Origin of the sequence: Curtobacterium sp. AB451, from assembly GCF_050585845.1 — a bacterium.
Taxonomy (GTDB): Bacteria; Actinomycetota; Actinomycetes; order Actinomycetales; family Microbacteriaceae; genus Curtobacterium.
In genome coordinates, this window is the sequence record NZ_JBOBQG010000008.1 from 74,415 (window position 1) to 96,208 (window position 21,794).

Annotated in this window: 15 protein-coding genes; 10 read left to right on the forward strand and 5 right to left on the reverse strand. The window is 71.1% G+C overall.

Features of this window, described 5'->3' with window-relative positions; all coding sequences use genetic code 11:
* The first annotated feature begins 227 nt into the window (after window positions 1-227).
* The 6 genes from ACQXVK_RS15960 (at window position 228) to ACQXVK_RS15985 (ending at window position 9,888) form a co-directional block, all read left to right on the forward strand.
* Window positions 228-407 carry an SPOR domain-containing protein gene (locus tag ACQXVK_RS15960; RefSeq protein ID WP_022906735.1) on the forward strand — a complete coding sequence of 60 codons (180 nt, stop codon included), beginning with the start codon at window positions 228-230 and terminating at the stop codon, window positions 405-407.
* Between the two features lie 45 nt (window positions 408-452).
* Window positions 453-1,790, forward strand: a complete 1,338-nt coding sequence (glnA, locus tag ACQXVK_RS15965; protein WP_402262460.1) for a type I glutamate--ammonia ligase — start codon at window positions 453-455, stop codon at window positions 1,788-1,790.
* Window positions 1,791-1,812: 22 nt separating this feature from the next.
* Window positions 1,813-4,785 (forward strand): bifunctional [glutamine synthetase] adenylyltransferase/[glutamine synthetase]-adenylyl-L-tyrosine phosphorylase, encoded by a 2,973-nt coding sequence (locus ACQXVK_RS15970; protein ID WP_402262462.1) that lies wholly within the window; start codon window positions 1,813-1,815, stop codon window positions 4,783-4,785.
* Between the two features lie 504 nt (window positions 4,786-5,289).
* Window positions 5,290-6,897, forward strand: a complete 1,608-nt coding sequence (locus tag ACQXVK_RS15975) for a glycosyltransferase family 2 protein (RefSeq protein WP_430854227.1) — start codon at window positions 5,290-5,292, stop codon at window positions 6,895-6,897.
* A complete protein-coding gene (locus ACQXVK_RS15980) occupies window positions 6,890-8,473 on the forward strand; it encodes a glycosyl hydrolase (protein ID WP_430854228.1) in 1,584 nt (527 codons plus the stop codon). Before ACQXVK_RS15975 ends, ACQXVK_RS15980 begins: the two co-directional genes overlap by 8 nt.
* Complete coding sequence (locus ACQXVK_RS15985) at window positions 8,470-9,888, forward strand: UDP-glucose dehydrogenase family protein (protein WP_402262468.1); 1,419 nt, start codon at window positions 8,470-8,472, stop codon at window positions 9,886-9,888. Before ACQXVK_RS15980 ends, ACQXVK_RS15985 begins: the two co-directional genes overlap by 4 nt.
* Before the next feature lie 446 nt (window positions 9,889-10,334).
* On the opposite strand, the gene glnA (ACQXVK_RS15990) is transcribed toward ACQXVK_RS15985, so the two are convergent.
* The gene (glnA, locus tag ACQXVK_RS15990) at window positions 10,335-11,759 is read right to left on the reverse strand and encodes a type I glutamate--ammonia ligase (protein WP_022907114.1); all 1,425 of its coding nucleotides are present in this window, start codon (window positions 11,757-11,759) and stop codon (window positions 10,335-10,337) included.
* 141 nt (window positions 11,760-11,900) lie between these two features.
* On the opposite strand from glnA (ACQXVK_RS15990), the gene ACQXVK_RS15995 reads away from it, so the two are divergent.
* Window positions 11,901-12,368 carry an RDD family protein gene (locus ACQXVK_RS15995; RefSeq protein WP_430854229.1) on the forward strand — a complete coding sequence of 156 codons (468 nt, stop codon included), beginning with the start codon at window positions 11,901-11,903 and terminating at the stop codon, window positions 12,366-12,368.
* A gap of 585 nt (window positions 12,369-12,953) precedes the next feature.
* On the opposite strand, the gene ACQXVK_RS16000 is transcribed toward ACQXVK_RS15995, so the two are convergent.
* Window positions 12,954-13,682 (reverse strand): DUF4191 family protein, encoded by a 729-nt coding sequence (locus ACQXVK_RS16000; protein ID WP_430854230.1) that lies wholly within the window; start codon window positions 13,680-13,682, stop codon window positions 12,954-12,956.
* Window positions 13,683-13,809: 127 nt separating this feature from the next.
* On the opposite strand from ACQXVK_RS16000, the gene ACQXVK_RS16005 reads away from it, so the two are divergent.
* On the forward strand, window positions 13,810-14,592 hold the full coding sequence (locus tag ACQXVK_RS16005; protein WP_430854231.1) for a hypothetical protein: 783 nt from the start codon (window positions 13,810-13,812) through the stop codon (window positions 14,590-14,592).
* Window positions 14,593-14,747: 155 nt separating this feature from the next.
* Here ACQXVK_RS16005 and sucB read toward each other — a convergent pair whose 3' ends face one another.
* The 3 genes from sucB to ACQXVK_RS16020 all read right to left on the reverse strand — a co-directional run bounded on the left by sucB (window position 14,748) and on the right by ACQXVK_RS16020 (window position 19,323).
* Complete coding sequence (sucB, locus tag ACQXVK_RS16010; RefSeq protein ID WP_430854232.1) at window positions 14,748-16,268, reverse strand: 2-oxoglutarate dehydrogenase, E2 component, dihydrolipoamide succinyltransferase; 1,521 nt, start codon at window positions 16,266-16,268, stop codon at window positions 14,748-14,750.
* A gap of 49 nt (window positions 16,269-16,317) precedes the next feature.
* Window positions 16,318-17,691 (reverse strand): dihydrolipoyl dehydrogenase, encoded by a 1,374-nt coding sequence (lpdA, locus tag ACQXVK_RS16015; RefSeq protein ID WP_430854233.1) that lies wholly within the window; start codon window positions 17,689-17,691, stop codon window positions 16,318-16,320.
* 153 nt (window positions 17,692-17,844) lie between these two features.
* Window positions 17,845-19,323 (reverse strand): leucyl aminopeptidase, encoded by a 1,479-nt coding sequence (locus ACQXVK_RS16020; RefSeq protein ID WP_430854234.1) that lies wholly within the window; start codon window positions 19,321-19,323, stop codon window positions 17,845-17,847.
* A gap of 76 nt (window positions 19,324-19,399) precedes the next feature.
* Between ACQXVK_RS16020 and ACQXVK_RS16025 the strand changes: the two genes are divergently transcribed.
* Together ACQXVK_RS16025 and ACQXVK_RS16030 are read left to right on the forward strand one after the other, a co-directional pair.
* A complete protein-coding gene (locus ACQXVK_RS16025) occupies window positions 19,400-20,332 on the forward strand; it encodes a proteasome assembly chaperone family protein (protein WP_402262488.1) in 933 nt (310 codons plus the stop codon).
* 133 nt (window positions 20,333-20,465) lie between these two features.
* Entirely contained in the window at window positions 20,466-21,785 is a 1,320-nt protein-coding gene (locus ACQXVK_RS16030) for an MFS transporter (protein ID WP_416396211.1), read from the forward strand.
* The last annotated feature ends 9 nt before the right edge of the window (window positions 21,786-21,794 follow it).

Below are 21,794 nucleotides of genomic sequence, written 5' to 3' on the forward strand. Positions count from 1 at the left end.
GGCGCGGTGCCGGCCCGACGAACCGGCACCGCGCCTCCAGGCCCTCACCCTGCGCGCGGGGCGCGCCCCGAGACTCGGGCCTGCGGACAGAACTCGCGCTCCGGCGCCGCGAAACTGTCCGCCGAGCCGAGACTCGGCACCCCGCCTGCGGCGGGCGGCGCACCCGGCGCGCGCGGCGCGCCCGGCGCGCCCGGGCCACGCACGCGCCCCGTGGGTACGGTGGCGGCATGAGTGACGAACGCATCGAGTCCCAGTGGTGGTTCAACGAGAAGACGCACGCCGTCGAGCAGGGCCCGCAGTCGCCGCAGCGCGACCGCATCGGCCCGTTCGACACGCGTGAGGAGGCGCAACACGCCCTGGACCGCATCAAGGCGAACAACGAGCGTTGGGACGACGAAGACCAATAGGCTGAGACTCCCAGCTGGACCAGCTGCACCACGGAAAGGGCGTCAATGGACAAGCAGACGGACTTCGTGCTCCGCACCATCGAGGAGCGGGGCATCAAGTTCATCCGACTCTGGTTCACGGACGTCATCGGGACCCTCAAGTCGGTCGCGATCGCCCCGGCCGAGGTCGAGGGCGCCTTCGCCGAGGGCATCGGGTTCGACGGGTCCGCGATCGAGGGCCTCACCCGCTCCTACGAGGCGGACGTCCTGGCGCACCCGGACCCGTCGACGTTCCAGATCCTCCCGTGGCGCGGCGAGATCGACCCGACCGCGCGGATGTTCTGCGACATCACGACGCCGGACGGGCAGCCCGCCGTCGCCGACCCGCGCAACGTGCTGAAGCGCACACTGGCGAAGGCGAGCGAGCGTGGCTTCACGTTCTACACGCACCCCGAGATCGAGTTCTACCTGCTGAAGAGCCGTGACTGGAAGGACGGCGGCCCCCAGCCCGTCGACCGCGCCGGCTACTTCGACAACGTCCCCGGGGGCAGCGCGCACGACTTCCGTCGCCGGTCGGTCCGGATGCTCGAGGACCTCGGCATCTCGGTGGAGTTCTCCCACCACGAGGCCGGCCCCGGGCAGAACGAGATCGACCTCCGCTACGCCGACGCGCTGACGATGGCCGACAACATCATGACCTTCCGCACGGTCGTGAAGGAGGTCGCGATCGAGCAGGGCGTCTACGCCACCTTCATGCCGAAGCCGCTCTCCGGGCAGCCGGGCTCGGGCATGCACACGCACGTGTCACTGTTCGAGGGCGACCAGAACGCGTTCTACGAGGCGGGCGGCCAGTACCAGCTGTCCGACACGGCGAAGCACTTCATCGCCGGTGTCCTCAAGCACGCTCCCGAGATCACCGCGGTCACGAACCAGTTCGTGAACTCGTACAAGCGCCTCTGGGGTGGTGACGAGGCCCCGTCGTTCGTGACCTGGGGCCACAACAACCGCTCGGCGCTCGTGCGCGTCCCGCTGTACAAGCCGAACAAGGGCCAGTCCGCCCGCATCGAGTACCGCGGCATCGACTCGGCGGCGAACCCGTACCTGGCGTACTCGCTGCTGCTCGCCGCCGGGCTCAAGGGCATCGACGAGGGCTACGAGCTCCCGCCCGAGGCCGAGGACAACGTCTGGAGCCTGTCCGACTCCGAGCGGCGCGCCCTCGGGTACAGCCAGCTCCCGGCGAGCCTCGACCACGCCCTCAGCCTCATGGAGGACTCGGAGCTCGTGGCCGAGACGCTCGGCGAGCAGGTCTTCAACTTCGTGCTGCTGAACAAGCGGCAGGAGTGGAAGGCCTACCGCGACCAGGTCACGCCGTTCGAGCTCGACACCAACCTCGGCGCGCTCTGACGGCACCGGGAGCGCGCACCAGATGACCGGTCGGACGACGACGTCGCGTTCCGAGTTGGCCCGGTTGGGCTTCGCGGAGCTGTCGGAGAGCCTCGAACGCATCGCCGACCTGGAGGCGCGGTTCGGCCCCGACCTGCCGGTGCCGGTGAGCGCCGCCCCGGCCCTCTGGGAGTCCACCGCCGATCCCGACGGCGCGCTCCGCGCGCTCGAGCGGCTGCTCGAGCGCGCGCCGGACGAACTGCGCCCCGTCCTCGCGGACGAGGCCGCGGCCGAGCGCCTCGTCAGGCTGCTCGGCGCGTCGGTCGGGCTCGGCGAGTTCCTGCACCGGCGTCCGGCCGAGATCGACCTGCTGCTCGCCCCGGTGACGGCGCCGTGGTCGCAGGAGGCCTACACCGCGTCGCTGCTCGCGGCGATCGACGGCGCCACCGGTGAGGACGCGCGGCTCCGGCTGCGCGTGCGCTACCGCCGGCACCTCGCCCAGATCGCCCTCTTCGACGTCCTGAACGCCGCGCCGACCGAGGCGTTCCCCGCCGTAGCGGCCGGGCTCGCCGACCTCGCGGGTGCCGCGCTCGAGGCCGCGGTGGACGTCGCCCGGCGCGAGGTCCCGTTCCCGGCGGCCGACGTCGCCGCGACGCCGCTCGCCGTCATCGCGATGGGCAAGGCCGGGGCGCGCGAGCTCAACTACGTCAGCGACGTCGACGTCATCTTCGTGACCGAGCCGACCCGTGACGACGAGGCAGACACCGGCGTCGGCACCGACCGGGCCGTGCTCATCGCGACCCGGCTGGCCATCGCGGCGACCCATGCGATCACCGACCTCGCGGCCGAGCCGGCGCTCTGGGAGGTCGACGCGAACCTCCGTCCGGAGGGCAAGGACGGCGCGCTCGTCCGGACCCTCGACTCGCACGTGGCGTACTACGAGCGGTGGGCGAAGGAGTGGGAGTTCCAGGCGCTGTTGAAGGCGCGGCCGATCGCCGGCTCCGTCGACCTGGGGGAGCGCTACGCCCAGGCGGTCGCCGGGTTCGTGTGGACGTCCGCGCAGCGCCCGGGGTTCGTCGAGTCCGTGCAGCGCATGCGACAGCGGGTGACGGACAACATCCCCGACGACGAGGTCGACCGGCAGCTCAAGCTCGGCCCCGGCGGGCTCCGCGACGTCGAGTTCACCGTGCAGCTCCTCCAGCTCGTGCACGGCCGCGACGACGAGACCGTGCGGGTCCGGTCCACGCTCGAGGCGATGGACGCCCTCACCGCCGCGGGCTACGTCGGTCGCCCCGAGGCCGCGCGGTTCGGCCCGGACTACGCCCTGCTCCGCCTGCTGGAGCACCGGATCCAGCTGCGCCGCCTGCAGCGCACCCACCTGATGCCCTCCGACGAGGAGGAGCTCCGCGTCCTGGCACGCTCGAGCGGCCTCGCCCGGTCGGCATCGGCGCTGGAGACCCGGTGGCGGGCCGTGAAGCTCGAGGTCCGCGGACTCCACGAGCGCCTGTTCTACCGACCGCTGCTGTCGGCGGTGGCGGCGAGCGACGGCGACATCGTGCTGACGAGCGACCAGGCCGTCGACCGCCTCGGCGCGATCGGCTTCGCGGACCCGGCGGGCGCGCTCAGCCACATCCGCGCGCTGACCCAGGGGACGAGCCGTCGCGCCGCGATCCAGCGCAACCTCCTGCCCGTGCTCCTGCGGTGGATGGCCGAGGGGCCGGCACCCGACCGGGCGCTCCTGGCCTTCCGCCGGCTGAGCGACACCCTGGGGGAGTCCAGCTGGTTCCTCCGCATGCTCCGCGACTCGTCCGGTGCGGCGCACTCGCTCACGACGGTGCTGTCCGAGTCGGCCTTCCTGTCCGGTCTGCTCGAGCGCTTCCCCGAGGCCGTCGCCTGGCTCGACGAACCCGAGACGCTGCTGCGGCCCCGCCCGGTCGAGTCGCTGCTCGCCGAGGTCAGCGCGACGACCGCCCGGCACGGCGACGACGTCGACGGCGCCGCGGCACTGGTGCGGTCCGCCCGCCGTCGTGAGACCCTCCGCCTCGGCATGGCGGCGGTGCTCGGGCACCTCGACGTGGACGCCCTCGGGCCCGCGCTCAGCGACGTCACCGAGTCCACCCTCGCCGGTGCCCTCGTGCTGGCACGGCGGGACGCCCCGGCCGGGCTCGAGTTCGGCGTCATCGCGATGGGACGGTACGGCGGGCGCGAGCTCGGGTTCGGTTCCGACGCCGACGTGCTCTACGTCTACCGCGCGCCCGAGGACGTCCCCTCGGAGCAGGCCTCGCGGGCGGCGCAGACCATCGTGCGGGAACTCGGGCGGCTCACCGACGACGCCATCCACCCGCTCGACCTCGACATCGACCTGCGTCCAGAGGGCAAGAACGGTCCCGTGGTCCGCACGCTCGACTCCTACGGCGCCTACTACGCCCGCTGGTCGCTCACGTGGGAGGCGCAGGCGCTGCTCAGAGCCCGGGGTGCGGTGGGGGACGCGCAGCTCCTCCGTGACTTCGAGCACCTGGCCGACCGGACGCGGTACCCGGACCGCATCGACGACCAGCAGGTCCGCGAGGTCCGGCGCATCAAGGCCCGCGTCGAGTCCGAGCGGCTCCCGCGCGGTGCGGACCCGGCACGCCACCTCAAGCTCGGACGCGGTTCACTGAGCGACGTGGAGTGGTTCGTCCAGCTCCTGCAGCTCCAGCACGCGCTGACGATCCCCGGCCTCCGGACGACCTCGACGCTCGAGGCCCTCGACGCCGCACGCGACGCCGGGCTCGTGGCACCCGAGGACGCCGAGCGGCTCGGGGCAGCGTGGCGGTTCGCGTCGCGGACCCGGAGCGCGCTCGTCCTCTGGTCGGGCAAGACGACCGACGTGCTGCCCGTCGACCGTGTGCAGCTCGAGGGCATTGCCCGGCTCATGGAGTACCCGCCGGGGTCGGCGTCGGAGCTCGAGGACGACTACCTCGGGATCACCCGCCGGGCCCGTCAGGTCTTCGAGCGCGAGTTCTACGGCGCCTGACCCCGGTCGCGACACGCCCGAGGTGACGCGTTTCGCAGCGAGTTGACACGTCCTCGGAAGTGAATTCCCCGTAACGAGCAGCGTCCCCCGTTCGACATCTCCGTGTACCCCGGGGCACAGGTGGCCGCCCGTCGTTACCTCGTCGTGATCGTTCGCCGTCGGGTGTCGGGGAGGCGTGCCGGAGCCACGCGGCGACGCGCCCGGCCACCATGCTCTGAACGGGGCTTTCCTGCGGTGGTACGCCGCGCCTCCCGGAACCTGCTCGTGCTCGTGTTGGCCATCCGGCACCGCTTCCGGTCCACCGGAGTGCTGTCAGCACCAGTGCGGACAGGATCTTCCCACCGCGAGGGGGACCGACGTGTACCCCGTAACACGCTCGTAACGCCCCCGGACGGGGGCCGCGTTGCGCGTGCGGTCACAGTTCTGCATCAATGGGGTCACCCGAACCGACCCTGATTCCCCGATGAAGCGGAATCTCCACCTCGAACGTTGAAGCAGGGATCGATGTTCACCTTCATTCTGCAGATCAGGCAGATGGTCGAAGGGCATCCCGAGTTCTACCTGTTCGCCGTGTACTCCGCGGTGATCTGGTTGCTCTGGTTGCTCAAGGTCGTCCTGTCCGCCCGCTACCGCCCCTTCACCGGCACCTACACCGGTACCACCAGCGTCGTCGTCCCCGTCGTGGACGAACCGCTCGACCTCTTCCGGGACGTCATCGGCCGCATGGTCGAGCAGGGTCCCGGCGAGATCATCGTCGTCATCAACGGCGCGAAGAACGAGGCCCTCGAGATGGTCTGCGACGAGTTCGCCCCGCTCGTCCGCTGGACCCACACGCCCATCCCGGGCAAGCGCAACGCCGTCAAGGTCGGGACCGAGATGTCGAACGGCGACATCACGATCCTCGTCGACTCCGACACCGTCTGGACGCCGGGCACGCTCCCCGAGCTGCTCAAGCCGTTCGCGGACGCGTCCGTCGGCGGCGTCACGACCCGGCAGCGCATCCTCGAGCCGACCCGCAGCTGGATCACCCGCTGGGCGGACTGGCTGGAGAACTCCCGCGCGCTCTACTCGATGCCCGCGCAGAGCGTGCTCGGCCAGATCGGCTGCCTGCCCGGGCGCACGATCGCCTTCCGCCGGGACATCCTCGTGCGGGTCATGGACCGCTTCATGCACGAGAAGTTCATGGGCGTCTTCCTCGAGGTGTCGGACGACCGGACCCTGACGAACCTCACGCTCAAGGAGGGGTACCGGACCGTCTACCAGTACACGTCGCTGGTCTACACGGACGCCCCGCTCCAGGTGAAGAAGCTCTTCAAGCAGCAGCTCCGCTGGGCCCGTGGATCGCAGTACAACACGCTCCGGATGCTCCCGTGGATGCTCGGCCACGCGCCGATCCTCGCGGTGTTCTTCCTGACCGACATCATCCTGCCGTTCATGCTCTTCGGCGTGATCGCCGGCTGGATCTACCGCGCGTTCACCGGGCAGGGCGAGAACCTGTACCAGGGGATCCTGCAGCAGTACGGCTTCTCGACCGGCTTCGTCTACGTGGCCGCGCTCATGGTCGTCTCGTCGGTGCTCAGCATGGCGATCCGGCAGATGCGGCACCTCGCCGAGAAGCCGAGCGACTTCTTCCGGCTGCCGATGTTCATCATCGTCTCGACGTTCTTCCTCATGCCGATCCGGCTCATCGGCTTCTTCCGCCTGGCGCACGCGTCCGGCTGGGGGACCCGCGCCGGCGCCTACGCCGGTGGCCCGATGGAGGAGGACCCGGCTGACGCCGTGCAGCCGCAGGCCGTCGCCACGCAGACGCCGGTCAGCCCGGTCGACGCGGCGCGGTACCCCGACGACCAGGCAGCGGCCGACCGGGCGTTCGACGAGATCTTCGGCGCCGGGGCCAGCGCCCGTCGGACCGGGTTCGACCCGGGTGCCGACGCGACGACCAACTCCACCGCGACGGTCCTCGCCACCCGCCGGGACCGCGAGGGTGTCGCCGCACCGGCTGCCGCGCGCGCCGCCCGGCCGACGAAGGTCCGCCGGTACAACCCGTACGCCGCGATCCCGTACCTGATCGGCTTCGCGATCTTCGCCCTGGAGGCCTTCCTCATTGTCTGACCTCATCCGCTCCTCAGGTGCCTGGTGGGCCCAGTCCAGCAAGCACGCACGGCTCACCGCGGTCGGCACCACCGCCATCGTCCTCGTCCTCGGCCTCATCACCTGGAACGTCTGGGTCTCCCCGGCCGGCTCGGTGTCGACCGCGGTCCACCAGGCGCTCGGGGTGACGCCGCCGAAGAAGAAGATCTCGGCCGCGGAGCTCCAGCAGCAGCTCACGGCAGCGCAGGAGAAGATCTGGGCGCTCGAGGGCAAGCTCGACTCCTCGACGGCGCAGGCCGGGTCGCGTGCCGACCAGATCGCCTCGCTCAAGGCGCAGATCGCGTCGCTCCAGTCCGACCTCGGTTCGGCGAAGGCCGCGGGCTCCGGGTCCGGGTCGGACTCCGCCTCCGGCGGGTCCGGTTCGGGGTCCACCGGTTCCGGTGGCTCCGGGTCGGGCTCCGGTTCCGGCGGGTCCGGGTCCGGCGGCTCGGGTGGGTCCGGGTCCGGCGGCTCCGGATCCGGCGGGTCGGGCTCCGGCTCCGGCTCCGGCTCGGGCGGGGTGACGAACCCGAACCCCGGCCCCTCGACCGACCCGACGACGACGCCGATCAGCACGCCCACCAAGGCGGAGATCCTCGGCCAGCAGTCCCGCTGGTACGGCCTCTACACGGCGCAGTCACCCTTCAACTGGTCCGAGTACGACCAGGTCTCGAAGGAGGTCGGCAAGGCCACGAACATGGTCGGCTTCTTCCAGGGCTTCGACCAGAACTTCAACGCCAACGCGGTCCAGCGCTCGTGGGCGAACGGACGCCTGCCGATGATGACGTGGGAGTCCGTGCCGGCCAAGACGGGCAACGACCAGCCGTACGTCCCCGGGTACACGAACGAGGACATCATCTCGGGCAAGTTCGACGCCTACCTCACGCAGTACGCGCAGGCGCTCAAGGCGAACGGCATGCCGCTCGTCATCCGCTTCGACCACGAGATGAACGGTCAGTGGTACAACTGGTCCGAATCGTCGAAGCAGCAGAACGCCGCCGGCTCGTACACCGCGATGTGGAAGCACGTCTGGCAGGTGTTCCAGGACAACGGCGCGAACCAGTACGCGATCTGGGACTGGTCGCCGTCCCGCATCGACAAGCTCGGCAACACGAAGTACCAGACGCTCGAGTACCTGCAGAACTACTACCCGGGTGCCGAGTACGTGGACTGGGTCGGCATGAGCGGCTACTACCGTGACGCCTCCGAGCAGCCGACGTTCGAGAACACGTTCGGGGCCACGCTCGCCCAGATCCGGCAGGTCGCACCCGACAAGAACATCGTGCTCAACGAGATCGGCGCGACCGAGACCGGTGGCAGCGTGTCCGACTCGCAGAAGTCGCGCTGGATCACCTCGCTCTTCGACGCCCTCGCGGACCCCGCGAACGACGACGTCATCGGCTTCGCGTACTTCAGCGAGACCGCGACGACCATCGTCGACGGCACCCGCACGACCAACGACTGGCGCCTCGACTCCCGATCGGACAGCCTCCAGGCCTTCGCCGACGGCATCAAGCGCACCGACATCGACTACGACCTGCAGGAGGTCAAGCAATGACCGCTCAGAAGAAGACCGCGGACTCCCGTCCCGCCCCCGTCATCAGCGTCATCGGCACCGGCTACCTCGGCGCCACCCACGCGGCCGCCATGGCCGAGATGGGCTTCGAGACCATCGGCGTGGACGTCGACCCGGCGAAGCTCGCGGCCCTGTCGGCCGGCGAGGTCCCCTTCTACGAGCCCGGCCTGCCGGAGCTCATCACGAAGCACGTCGCCAGCGGCAAGCTCCGCTTCACGGCCTCCCTGCCCGAGGCGGTGGCCGCGGCCGACGTCCACTTCGTCTGCGTCGGGACCCCGCAGCGCGCCGGGTCGCACGCCGCCAACCTGACCTACGTCGAGAACGCAACGCGCGGCGTCGCCGAGCACCTGACGCACCCCGGCCTGATCGTCGGCAAGTCCACGGTCCCCGTCGGCACCGCCGAGCGGCTCCGCGGGATCGTCCGCGAGTTCACGCCGTCCGGGATCGACGCCGAGCTCATCTGGAACCCCGAGTTCCTCCGCGAGGGCAAGGCCGTCGACGACACCCTGCACCCGGACCGGCTGGTCTGGGGTGGCGCCTCGGCCGCGGCCGACGCGGTCATCCGCGAGGTCTACGCGGCACCCATCGCCGAGGGCACCCCGGTCATCACGACCGACCTCGCCACGGCGGAGCTCGTCAAGGTCAGCGCCAACGCCTTCCTCGCCACGAAGATCTCGTTCATCAACGCGATCTCGGAGATGTGCGCGATCACCGGCGCGGACGTGTCGACCCTGGCGGACGCCCTCGGGCACGACGCCCGCATCGGCCGGAAGTTCCTGAACGCCGGCCTCGGCTTCGGTGGCGGCTGCCTGCCGAAGGACATCCGCGCGCTCATGCACCGCGCGAACGAGCTCGGTGCCGGCCGTGTCGTGGGCCTCATGCAGCAGGTCGACGAGATCAACATGGGCCAGCGCGAACGGGTCATCGACATGACGATCGACGCCCTCGGCGGCTCCGTGCTGAACCGCCGGGTCGCCGTCGTCGGGGCCGCCTTCAAGCCCCTCACCGACGACGTCCGGGACTCGCCGGCGCTCAACGTCGCCGCCGCGCTGCACCTCCGCGGCGCCCAGGTGACGCTCTGGGACCCGGAGGCGATGGAGACCGCCCGCCGCTCCTTCCCGACGCTCACGTACTCGTCGTCGATGACCGGTGCGATCGAGGACGCGGACGTCGTGCTCGTCCTCACCGAGTGGGACGAGGTCATCGCCGCCGACCCGGCCGAGCTCGGCTCGATCGTCGGGCGTCGCACGGTGATCGACGCCCGCAACTGCCTCCCGGTCGCCGACTGGGTCAAGGCGGGTTGGACCGTCCGTTCCCTGGGACGGCCCACTCCGGTCACGGGTGCACCCGTGAGCGTCGCCGCGGGGACGAACGACGCGGTGGCCACCGCGCGGTAGTCGTCGGACGCGAAGCGGGGTCCGTGCCGGGGCGGCACGGGCCCCGCTCCCGTGCGCCCGGCGCCGGTGTCCCGGGGGCCGACGTGCCCTGGCGTACCTGGCGGGGTCGGGCGTACCCGGTCGGATCGGGCACACCTGGTGGAATCGGGCGTACCTGGCGGTTCTTTCCGACCAGGTACGCCCGATCCCGTCCGGCATCGCGGGTGCTGTGGGAAGGAACGTACCGGGCGAGCCGCCTGGAGGCGCGGTGCCGGTCCGGCGGGCCGGCACCGCGCCTCCAGGCGGTCACGTCTCCATCCGCACGGCCGGGCCCGCGGACGAGACTCGGCCATGCGGACACCTGCGCGGTGCTGCGCCCCGTGTGACGTCCGCCCTGTCGAGTCTCGGCACAGCGGAACGCCCCCGCGCCGGAGACCGGTGCGGGGGCGTTCGTGGTGCGGTGCGTGTCAGACGCCGAAGTAGAGCTCGTACTCGAACGGGTGCGGGCGCTGGGCGAGCGGGAGGATCTCGTTCTCACGCTTGTAGTCGATCCAGGTCTGGATGAGGTCCTCGGTGAAGACGTTGCCCTTCACGAGGAACTCGTGGTCGGCCTCGAGCGCGTCGAGCGCCTCGTCGAGCGAGCCCGGGACCTGGGGGATGCCCTTGGCCTCCTCCGGGGGGAGCTCGTAGAGGTCCTTGTCGACCGGCTCGTGCGGCTCGATGCGGTTCTGGATGCCGTCGAGGCCCGCCATGAGCTGCGCGGCGAACGCGAGGTACGGGTTGCCCGAGGCGTCCGGCGCGCGGAACTCGATGCGCTTGGCCTTGGGGTTCGTGCCCGTGATCGGGATGCGGATCGCGGCGGAGCGGTTGCCGGCCGAGTAGACCAGGTTGACCGGGGCCTCGAAGCCCTTCACCAGACGGTGGTAGGAGTTGATCGACGGGTTGGTGAAGGCGAGCAGTGCCGGAGCGTGCTTGAGGATGCCGCCGATGTACCAGCGGGCGACGTCCGAGAGGCCGCCGTAGCCGTTCTCGTCGTAGAACAGCGGCTTGCCGTCGCTCCAGAGCGACTGGTGGGTGTGCATGCCCGAGCCGTTGTCACCGAAGAGCGGCTTCGGCATGAACGTGGCGACCTTGCCCCACTGGTCGGCCGTGTTCTTGACGATGTACTTGAACTTCAGGATGTCGTCCGCGGCGTGGACCATCGTGTCGAACTTGTAGTTGATCTCCTGCTGGCCGCCGGTGCCCACCTCGTGGTGCGAGCGCTCGAGCTCGAAGCCCGCCTCGATCAGCTTGAGGGTGATGTCGTCGCGCAGGTCCGCCGTCTTGTCGACCGGCGAGACGGGGAAGTAGCCGCCCTTGTACGGGGTCTTGTTGGCGAGGTTGCCGCCCTCTTCCTCGCGGCCGGTGTTCCACGCGCCCTCTTCGGAGTCGACCGAGTAGAACGACTTGTTCTGGGTGACCGAGTAGCGGACGTCGTCGAAGATGTAGAACTCGGCCTCGGGGGCGAAGAACGCGGTGTCCGCGATGCCCGTCGACGCGAGGTACTTCTCCGCCTTCTTGGCGACCTGGCGCGGGTCGCGACCGTAGATCTCGCCGTTCCGCGGGTTGTAGATGTCGAAGATCATGATCAGCGTGCGCTCGGCACGGAACTGGTCGATGTACGCCGTGGTCACGTCAGGGATGAGCTGCATGTCCGACTCGTGGATCGACGCGAAGCCGCGGATCGAGGAGCCGTCGAAGAGCTGACCGACCGAGAAGAAGTCCTCGTCGACCGTGGATGCCGGGATGTTGAAGTGCTGCTGCACGCCGGGCAGGTCGGTGAAGCGGATGTCGAGGAACTTGACGTCCGTGTCCTTGATGAAGGCCAGGACCTCGGAGGAATCGCTGAACATGTGTGTCGATCTCCTGGGGGTTTGGGTGATGTGGAGGTGCCGCGGGTGCACCCTCCGACGAGGCTATTGACACAGGGTTTCCCGGACATGACTGGATTGTTTCGTGCGTGTTACGTCGACCGGTTCGCCTACGCTTGGGGCATGGCCCGCAGCACCAGTTCGTCGTCCGCGTCGTCTTCCGGGGGATCGGGGCACCCGGACGGCTGGCCGGGGAAGGACCTCGGTCTGCCCGAGGAGGGGCCGCGCAGCGTGGGGCGGATCGGCCGTCGCGTCGTGGCCCTGCTCATCGACGGCGCACTCGCGGACCTCGTGGCGTACGTGACCGGGGTGTGGTCGCCGGTGAACGGCTCCGGCGACATCGCGCACTCGTGGATCCAGATCGCGATCTTCGCGGCGCTGCAGATCCTGTTCATCTGCCTGCTGTCCGGGTCGTTCGGGCACATTTGCGTCGGGCTCCGGGTGGTGCCGTTGCGCGGCGGGTACGTCGGGGTCTGGCGGCCCGTGGTGCGGACGCTGCTGCTCTGCCTGGTCGTGCCGGCGTTGATCATCGACCGCGACAGTCGCGGGGCGCACGACCGGATCGCGGGCACGGTGCTCGTCCGGCGCTGACGCGCGGGGGCGCGGGGCGGTCTGTCCGCACGGTGAGAGGTTGTCCGGCCGGTGCCGCACGGTGCGTGGTTGTTCGGCCGGTGCGAGGCTGCCCGCTGCGTGCGGCGCTGCAGGCTCGCACGGTGCCGCCAACCTCGCACGGATTGGCGTGACCGGCACCGTGCGCCGCGTGCGACGAAGCCCGTCGGCCGGTGCCGCACGGTGCGTGGTAGTTCGGCTGGTGCGAGGTTGCCCGCTCCGTGCGGCGCTGCAGGCTCGCACGGTGCCGCCAACCTCGCACGGATTGGTGTGACCGGCACCGTGCGCCGCGTCCGACGGGGCCCGTCGGCCGGTGCCGCACGGTGCGTGGTTGTTCGGCCGGTACGAGGTTGCCCGCTCGGTGCGGCGCTGCAGGCTCGCACGGTGCCGCCAACCTCGCACGGGCTGGCGAGGCCGGCACCGTGCGCCGTCAGTCGGACCGAGCCGAGCCGAGCCGAGCCGAGCCGGGCCTCGCCGCGTCCAGAGCCGACTCCACCACGCAGCCCGCACGCGGAACGCCCCCGACCTGGCACGGTCGGGGGCGTTCTCGGTGGACGGGGGAGTCGCTCAGCGCGGACGGCCGGCGCGGGCACGCATCGGGTCCATGCCCTTCGGGATCGACGCGGCGGGGCTCTGCGTGAGCGAGTCGAGCCGGTTCGCGACCGCCAGGACCTCGTTGCGGTTGAGTGCCTTCTTGAACTTGTTCATCGCACGGGGGAGCTTGTGCAGCGTGACGGCGTCGTCAGCCTTGTCGTCCGCGCCACTCGCCACGTGCACGACGTGCACGGGCACGTTCGGGACGATGCGCTGGACCTTGCGGCGCTCCTCGTCGACCTGGCGGTTGAGGTTGCCGCGCTGGCCCTCGGTGATGAGGACGACCCCCGGGGTGCCCACCGCCCGGTAGACCGCGGCCTGCGAACGACCGTGCACCGCGACGGGCATCTCGCTCGAGCGCCACTGGCGACGGAGCGAGTTCGACAGGACGGCACCGACGGCGCCGGGCTGCCCCTCGATCTGCGAGTAGGCAGCGCGCTCGGCGAGCCGGCCGAGGACGATCAGGAAGAGCAGCACGCCGAGCAGGACGCCCGCGACGATCCAGAGGGTGATCGCGAGCCAGTTCTGTCCGGGCAGGAGCAGTGCGAGCAGGACGCCCAGGACCACCGGGACGACGAATGCCAGTGCGAACCACCAGACGGAGCTCGGGTCCGCCCGACGGGTCATCGTGAAGACCTGGTACATCTGCTTGAGACGACCCGGCTCCTTCGCCGCCGTACCTTGTGAACTGCTGCGTGCCATGCGACCAGGATACGGCCTGCGTCGAGTTCCGAGGACCGTCGTCGGTCCGGCTGTGGGCGAACGGGGTTCTCCACAGAACGGTGTCCCGCCCGACCGCGGGCGACCGGTCCCGACGAGGCTGTTCGACATGCAGACGAAGACCGATCACGACCGGTGGTGCGCCGTGGCCGACGAGCGAGCGTTCCTGGCGTGGCTCGCGGACCGTGCGGCTGTCTCCCGGGACCGCGCGGCCCGCCACCTTGCGCCGGTCGTCGAAGTCGGGCGGCTGCCGGACGGACGCCTCGCGGTGGATGTGCTCCGGCCGCCAGGGACGGTCCTCGCCGCTGCGCTCGACATCGTCGGTACCCCGACGACCGGCGTCGCCGTCACGCTGACGGTGCCGCTCCTCGAACTCGCGGTGGCCGAGCGGACCGGCGCGGTGCGCATCGGTTCGGCGGGACTCGACGACGTCCTCGTCGACGATGCCGGCGCCGTCGTGCTGTGCGATCGACCTCCTGGGTCGGACGGAGTCCGGCGATCCGACGAGCACGGTGCGCGGCTCCTGGTGCTCGCGGCTCGGCTGGTGTGGGAACGGACCGACGCACGTTCGGACGAGCGTCCTCGCATCGACGAGGCCCTGGCCGCGGCGCTCGACGGCGACTCGGCGGCGGTGATCGAGGCACTGGCCGTGGTCCGTGCCGCAGCGGCGCCGCGGCCGGTCCGCTGGGACCCGCCGGTCCACGACCTGCTCGTGGGCCTGCCCGAACGCGCGGTGTCCAGAACCGAGGCGTCGCCCTGGGCGGTGCTCGGTGAGCTCGTCGAACGCGGGGTGCCGATCGGACGTGGGCGACGACTCCCGCTCCGCCGCGCGCTCGTGGGGGTCGTGGTCGCGGCGGGCCTGACGGCCGCGGCGGTGTTCACCATCGGCTGACCCGGGCGTCCGACCGACCGTGCGTCCGACCGACCGGCACCCCCAGCGGGGCACCGTCACCCAGATACACCACCACGAGCACGCCGTGCCCGGAACGGGGAACGGCCCCGATCCACGAGGGATCGGGGCCGTCCTGGCTTCGACGAGCGCCGGGCTCAGTACCCGAGGTTCGGGCCGAAGTTGCCCTCCTCGAGGCGGTTCTTCACCGCGACGAGGTAGCGCGAGGCGTCCGCACCGTCGATGATCCGGTGGTCGTACGACAGCGCGAGGTAGACGAACGAACGGATCGCGATCGCCTCCTGGCCGTCGACCTTCACGACCGCCGGACGCTTCGTCACGATGCCCGTGCCGAGGATCGCCGACTGCGGCAGGAACACCACGGGGGTGTCGAACAGCGCGCCACGCGAACCGGTGTTGGTCAGCGTGAACGTGCCACCCGCGAGCTCGTCCGGCTTGAGCTGGTTGTTGCGGGTGCGCTCGGCGAGGTCGGCGATCGACTGGGAGAACTGCGCCAGGTTCAGCGACGCAGCGTCCTTGATCACCGGCGTGAGCAGGCCGCGCTCGGTGTCGACGGCGATGGAGACGTTCTCGGTCTCGGGGTAGACGATCTCCTCGCCCTCCACCGTCGAGTTGATCTTCGGGTGGGCCTTCAGCGCCTCGGACGCAGCGAGGGCGAAGAACGGCATGAAGGAGAGCTTCGAACCGGTCTTCTCGAGGAACTCGGCCTTGTGCGCGTCACGGAACTGCGCGACCTTCGTGACGTCCACCTCGACGACGCTGGTGAGCTGCGCGGTCGAGGTCATCGACTGCACGGCACGCTCGGCGACGACCTTGCGGAGGCGGGTCATCTTCTCGCGGGTGCCGCGCAGCGGCGACACCTCGGCGACGAAGGGACCGGCGGGGGCAGCAGCGGCGGAACCACCGGCGGCCGGGGCCTTGGTGGCGGCCTCAGCGGCGGCGAGCACGTCTTCCTTGCGGATGCGGCCACCGACACCGGAGCCGGTCACCGTCGAGAGGTCGACGCCCTGCTCGTTCGCGAGCTTGCGCACGAGCGGCGTGACGTAGCCGGAGGCCGAGGCGTCCTGGCTCGGGTTCGGCACCGAGGCGCTGGCGGTCGAGCCACCGGACGCGGCCGGCGCAGCGGCCGGTGCGGGGGCGGCAGCCGGAGCCGGGACCGCTGCCGGCGGGGCGGCGGCGGGCGGCGGCACCGGAGCGGCCTGGGGGACCGGGGCGGCGGCGGGCGGAGCCGACGGCGCCTGGGGCGCGGCGGGCTGCGTCTGGCCGGCGGGGGTGGGCTCGGGCTCGGTCGGCTCCGGGGCGGGGGTCTCGGACTCCTGCTCGGTGCTCGGCGCGACCTCGGGCTCCTCGGCGGCGGCGGCCTCGTTCGAGGACTCGTCCGACTCCGTGGAGCCACCGTCGGAGGAACCACCGTCGGAGGAGCCGTCACCGATCTTCACGAGCGCGGTGCCGACCTCGACGGTCTCGTCCTCCTGCACGAGGATCTCCTCCACGACGCCGGCGATCGGCGACGGGATCTCGGTGTCGACCTTGTCGGTCGAGACCTCGAGCAGCGGCTCGTCGACCTCGACCCGGTCACCGACGTTCTTCAGCCATCGGGTCACCGTGCCCTCGGTGACGCTCTCGCCGAGCGCCGGGAGGTTGACGGATTCGCTCATCGGGTGGACTCCTCTTCGCAGGGGTGGTTCGTGGTGGTGGTCATGGTGTTCACAGGGCGTGCAGCGGCTTGCCCGCGAGGTGCAGGAACGCCTCGCCGAGCGCTTCGTTCTGGGTCGGGTGCGCGTGGACGAGCGGCGCGACGTCCTCCGGGTAGGCCTCCCAGTTGACGGCGAGCTGTGCCTCGCCGATGAGCTCGCCGACCCGCGCACCGATCATGCTGACGCCGACGACCGGACCGTCGACCACGCGGACGACCTTGACCGAACCGGACGTGCCGATGATGTGGCTCTTGCCGTTGCCGGCGAGGTTGTACTCGTAGGAGTCGACCTTGTCGGAACCGTACTGTTCCTCGGCCTTGGCCTGCGAGAGACCGACCGACGCGACCTCGGGGTCGGAGTAGGTGATCTTCGGGATGTTCTTGTCCTCGATGACGACCGGGTTGAGCCCGGCGATCTCCTCGGCGACGAAGATGCCCTGCTGGAAGCCACGGTGGGCCAGCTGCAGGCCCGGCACGATGTCGCCGACGGCGTACACGTTCGGGAGGTTCGTGGCGAGGCGCTCGTTCGTGGTGACGAACCCGCGGTCCATCGCGACGCCGACCTCGTCGTAGCCGACGTTCTGCGTGACGGGGCCACGGCCGACCGCGACGAGCAGGATGTCGCCGTCGAACGTCTTGCCGTCCTCGAGCGTCACGACGACGCCGTTCTCGTGCTGCTCGACGCCCTGGAACCGGACACCCAGCGAGAACTCGATGCCGCGCTTGCGGAACGCGCGCTCGAGCTGCTTCGACATCGACTCGTCCTCGGCGGGGACGAGGTGGGGGAGACCCTCGACGATGGTCACCTCGGCACCGAAGGACTTCCAGACGCTGGCGAACTCGACGCCGATGACGCCACCACCGAGGATGACGACCTTGTTCGGCACGTAGTCCATGCGCAGGGCGGTCTCGGAGGTGATCACGCGACCACCGATCTCGAGGCCGGGAAGCGACTTCGAGTACGACCCGGTCGCGAGCACGACGTTCTTGCCGGTGACCGTCTGGTCGCCGACCTGCACGGTGTTCTGCGAGGTGAGGCGGCCCCAACCCTCGACGACGGTGATCCCGCGCGCCTTGATGAGGCCCTGCAGACCCTTGTACTTGGAGGTGATGATGCCCTGCTGGTACTCGATGACCTTCGGGACCTCGACGCCGGCGAACTCGGCGACGACGCCGTACTTCTCGGCGTCACGCGTCGCGTCGGCGACCTCGGCCGCGTGCAGCAGCGCCTTCGTCGGGATGCAGCCGCGGTGCAGACACGTCCCTCCGAGCTTGTCTCCCTCGATGAGCGCGACGCTCATCCCGAGCTCGGCGGCCCGGAGCGCAGCGGCGTACCCACCACTGCCGCCACCGAGGACCACGACGTCGTAAGTCTGTTCCGTCACCTGGTGCAACTCCCTCGTGCGTGTCGGGGCCGATCGGACCCCACTGGACACCGCGGCGGCGGCGTCCGACGGTCGGACCGCATGGTTCCGGTCCCGTCCCGTTGGTTCCGGCGGGGGCACGCCGAGCGCACTGCCCCGCCGGAGTCAAACCTACTACTTGGCCTGGAGCTCTTCTGCGAGCGAGATGAGCGTCCGGACCATGACCCCCGTCGCACCCTTGCCGAGCCACCCGTAGCCGCCGCCCTTGTGCTCGGACGGACCGGCGATGTCGAGGTGCGCCCACGGGATGCCCTCGCCGACGAAGCGCTCGAGGAACTTGCCCGCGAGCAGCATGCCGCCCGCCGGGTTGCCGACCGTGGCGTTCACCATGTCGGCGACGTCGCTGGCGAGTCGGGCGTCGAGCTCCTCGGGCAGCGGCATCGGCCAGATCGGCTCGCCCACGGCTCCGGCGACGGCGCGGACCTGCGCGACGAGGTCGTCGCTGCCCATGAGCCCGGTCGTGCGGTCGCCGAGCGCGACGACCTGCGCGCCGGTCAGCGTCGCGACGTCGACGATGGCGTCCGGGTGCTCGAGCGACGCCGCGGCCATGCCGTCACCGAGGACCAGGCGGCCCTCGGCGTCGGTGTTCGTGACCTCGACGGTCTTGCCGTTCTTCAGCGTGAGGACGTCGCCCGGCCGGGTCGCGGAGCCCGAGGGCATGTTCTCGGCGAGGCACAGCCACGCGGTCACGCGGACGTCGAGTCCGAGCCGCGCGGCCGCGACGGTCGCGGCCAGGACGGTGGCGGCGCCGGTCATGTCGGTCTTCATGCCGAGCATCGAGGCGGCGGGCTTCAGCGAGAGGCCGCCCGAGTCGAACGTGATGCCCTTGCCCACGAGGGCGAGGTGCTTGGTGGCGGACTCCGGCGCGTAGCGGACGACGACGAGGCGCGGCGGGCGCTCCGAGCCGCGTCCGACGCCGAGGATGCCGCCGAAGCCCTGCTCCTCGAGCGCGCTCTCGTCGAGCACCTCGACGGTGAGCGGGAGACCGTCCGCCTGGGCGCGGGCGACGTCGGCGACGTCGGCGGGGCCGAGGTCGCCGGCGGCGGTGTTCACGAGGTCGCGCACCAGGGTGGCGGCGTCGGCGACGATCGCCGGGCGGACGGTCGCGTCGGCCGCGGCGGACGGCGCGAGCACGGTCACCTGCTGGTCGCCGCGGGTCGGGCCGGTCGTCCCGGTGCCCTTGTGGCGCGTGAAGGAGTAGGCGCCGAGCGCGGCGCCCTCGAGCGCGGCGTCGACGAGCTCGGCCGTGTCGGTCGGCAGCGCGAGGGCGATCGAGGAGACGAGCGGGAGCTGGCGGACGGCGCTGCCGGCCGCCGCACGGACGGCGGCGGCGTCGGTCGCAGCGCCGAGGCCGATGAGCGCGATGCCCTGCGCGTCGACGCCGACGGCCGGGATGCGGACGAGCTGGTCCTTCGCGCCGGTGGCGCCGATGGCCGCGAGGTCGATGTCGTCGAGCGCCGAGAACGGCGTCGTGGCGGGCGGCGCGATGGTCGCGGGTGCGCCGTCGGTGCCCGGTCGGACACCGACCACGAGGACGTCGGCGGAGATCGAGGCGGGAGCGGAGGAGTCGGTGGAGAGCGTCGGTCGGACCATGCGACAACCCTATCCAGCAGGTGTTCGCTGTCGGCGTGGTCGAGCCGCACCGGGGGAGTGCCGCGCCCCGCCTAGCATGGGGACGGTGAACCACCCCGAGGAGCTCTACACCTTCGCCGAGGACGCACCGACCGTCCCCGAGGGGCTGCACCTGGTCGCCGGACTCACCGGGTTCGCCGACGCCGGTTCGGCCGTGGCGCAGGTGACGTCCGCGGTCCTGGACGACCTCGAGACGGAGCTCGTCGCCGAGTTCGACCCGGACGTCCTGCTCGACTGGCGCGCTCGTCGCCCGGTGATCACGTTCGAGCACGACCACATCGCCGCCGTCGAGCCGCCGCGGCTCCGGCTGCACCTGGTCCGCGACGAGATCGGCCAGCCCTTCCTGTTCCTCTCCGGCTACGAGCCGGACTTCCAGTGGAACCGGTTCGTCCGCGCGGTCACCGACCTCGCCGCCCGGCTGCAGGTCGCGGACACGACGTGGGTGCAGTCGATCCCGATGCCCGTCCCGCACACCCGCCCGATCAGCCTCACCGTCTCCGGCACGCGCGCCGACCTCGTCGAGCAGATGAGCGTGTGGAAGCCCGAGACCCAGGCGCCGGCGAACGTCCTGCACCTCGTCGAGCACCGGCTGTCCGAGCTCGGGGAGCAGGTCACGGGGCTCGTCCTGCTCGTGCCGCACTACCTGTCGGACACCGAGTTCCCGGACGCCGCCGTCGCGGCGTTCTCCGGCATCTCGGCCGCGACCGGCCTCATCTTCCCGTCCGACGAGCTCCGCGAGGAGGGCCGCGAGTTCCGCACCCGGGTCGACGAGCAGGTCGCCGGCAACGAGGAGCTCCAGCGCCTGGTCGGCGTGCTCGAGGAACGGCACGACACGTACATGGAGGGCAACCCGATCGCCTCGCCGCTCACCGGCGTCGACGGACAGGTCCCGACGGCCGACGCGATCGCCGCGGAACTCGAGCGTTTCCTGGCCGACCGCCGCCCGGAGGGCGACGCGGGGACCGACTGAGCCGCACCGGCCCGACGGGGACGACCCGCGCCTCCAGGCCGTCCTGACGGGAGGCGCGACCCGCGTCCGCCCCGCTCGGCACGTTCTCCACAGCCCGTCCTGGCGGCGGTGCCGCCCCCGGTAGCCTGGTCGGGTGAACTCCCGCCGCGCCTTCCTCGTGTGGGGCGTCGCGGTGCTCGCGTACGTCCTCGCGGTCGTGCAGCGGTCCTCGCTCGGCGTGTCCGGTGTCGACGCGCAGGACCGCTTCGCGGTGTCGGCGGCCGTGCTGTCGACCCTCGCGGTCGTGCAGATCGCCGTCTACGCCGGGCTCCAGATCCCGGTCGGTATCGCCCTCGACCGGGTCGGCCCCCGTCGACTCGTGCTGCTGGGTGCCGCACTCCTCGTCGTCGGCCAGGCCGTCGTGGCGGTGTCGCCGACGATCGGACCGGCCATCGCGGGGCGGGTGCTCGTCGGCGCCGGCGACGCGATGACCTTCATCTCGGTGATCCGCCTGGTCCCGATGTGGTTCAGCGGGCGGATCCTGCCGCAGATCTCGCAGTGGACGGGCAACCTCGGGCAGGTCGGGCAGGTCCTGTCGGCGTTCCCGTTCGCCGTGCTCCTGCACACCGCGGGGTGGTCCCCGGCGTTCGGCGTCGCCGCGGCCGCGAGCGCCGTCGGGCTCGTCCTCGCCTTCGTCTTCGTGCGGAACGGTCCGGTCCCGGTCCGCACGGACACGATCCCGCTGCCGCACACCTGGCGGGGCGCGTTCCACACCTTCGGGCACGCGCTCCGTCGCCCGGGCACGCAGCTCGGGTTCTGGTCGCACTACGTGACCCAGTCCTCCGGCACGGTGTTCTCGCTGCTCTGGGGTGTCCCGATGCTGCGCGGGCTCGGGTACTCGCCGTCCGAGGCGGCCGGCTTCCTCACCGTCATCGTCGTCACCGGCTTCGTCGTCGGTCCGGTCCTCGGCGTGCTGTGCGCCCGGTTCCCGCTCCGGCGGTCGAACCTGGTGCTCGGCATCGTCGTGTCCCTCGCGGTGGTGTGGACCGCCGTGCTGGTGTGGCCCGGCCAACCGCCGACGTGGTTGCTGGTCGTGCTCGTCGTCGTGATGGGGATCGGCGGCCCGGGGTCGCTCATCGGGTTCGACTTCGCTCGGTCCTTCAACCCGGTCGGGTCGCTCGGGTCGGCGAACGGCGTGGTGAACGTCGGCGGCTTCCTCGCCGCGTTCGTGATGATGTTCCTCATCGGCACCGTCCTCGACCTGGCGTCGTCCGCGTCGGGGCAGACCGTCTTCGCCTGGACGAACTTCCGGCTCGCGCTCACCGTGCAGTACGTCGTGGTCGGGATCGGCGTCGTGATGCTCCTGCACGCCCGTCGTCGCACGCGTCGGGTCCTGCACGCCCAGGACGGAATACGGGTGGGGCCGCTCTGGGTTGCACTGGTTGCACGCCTGCGGAAGCGGAGCGTGCAATAATGAGGTCGG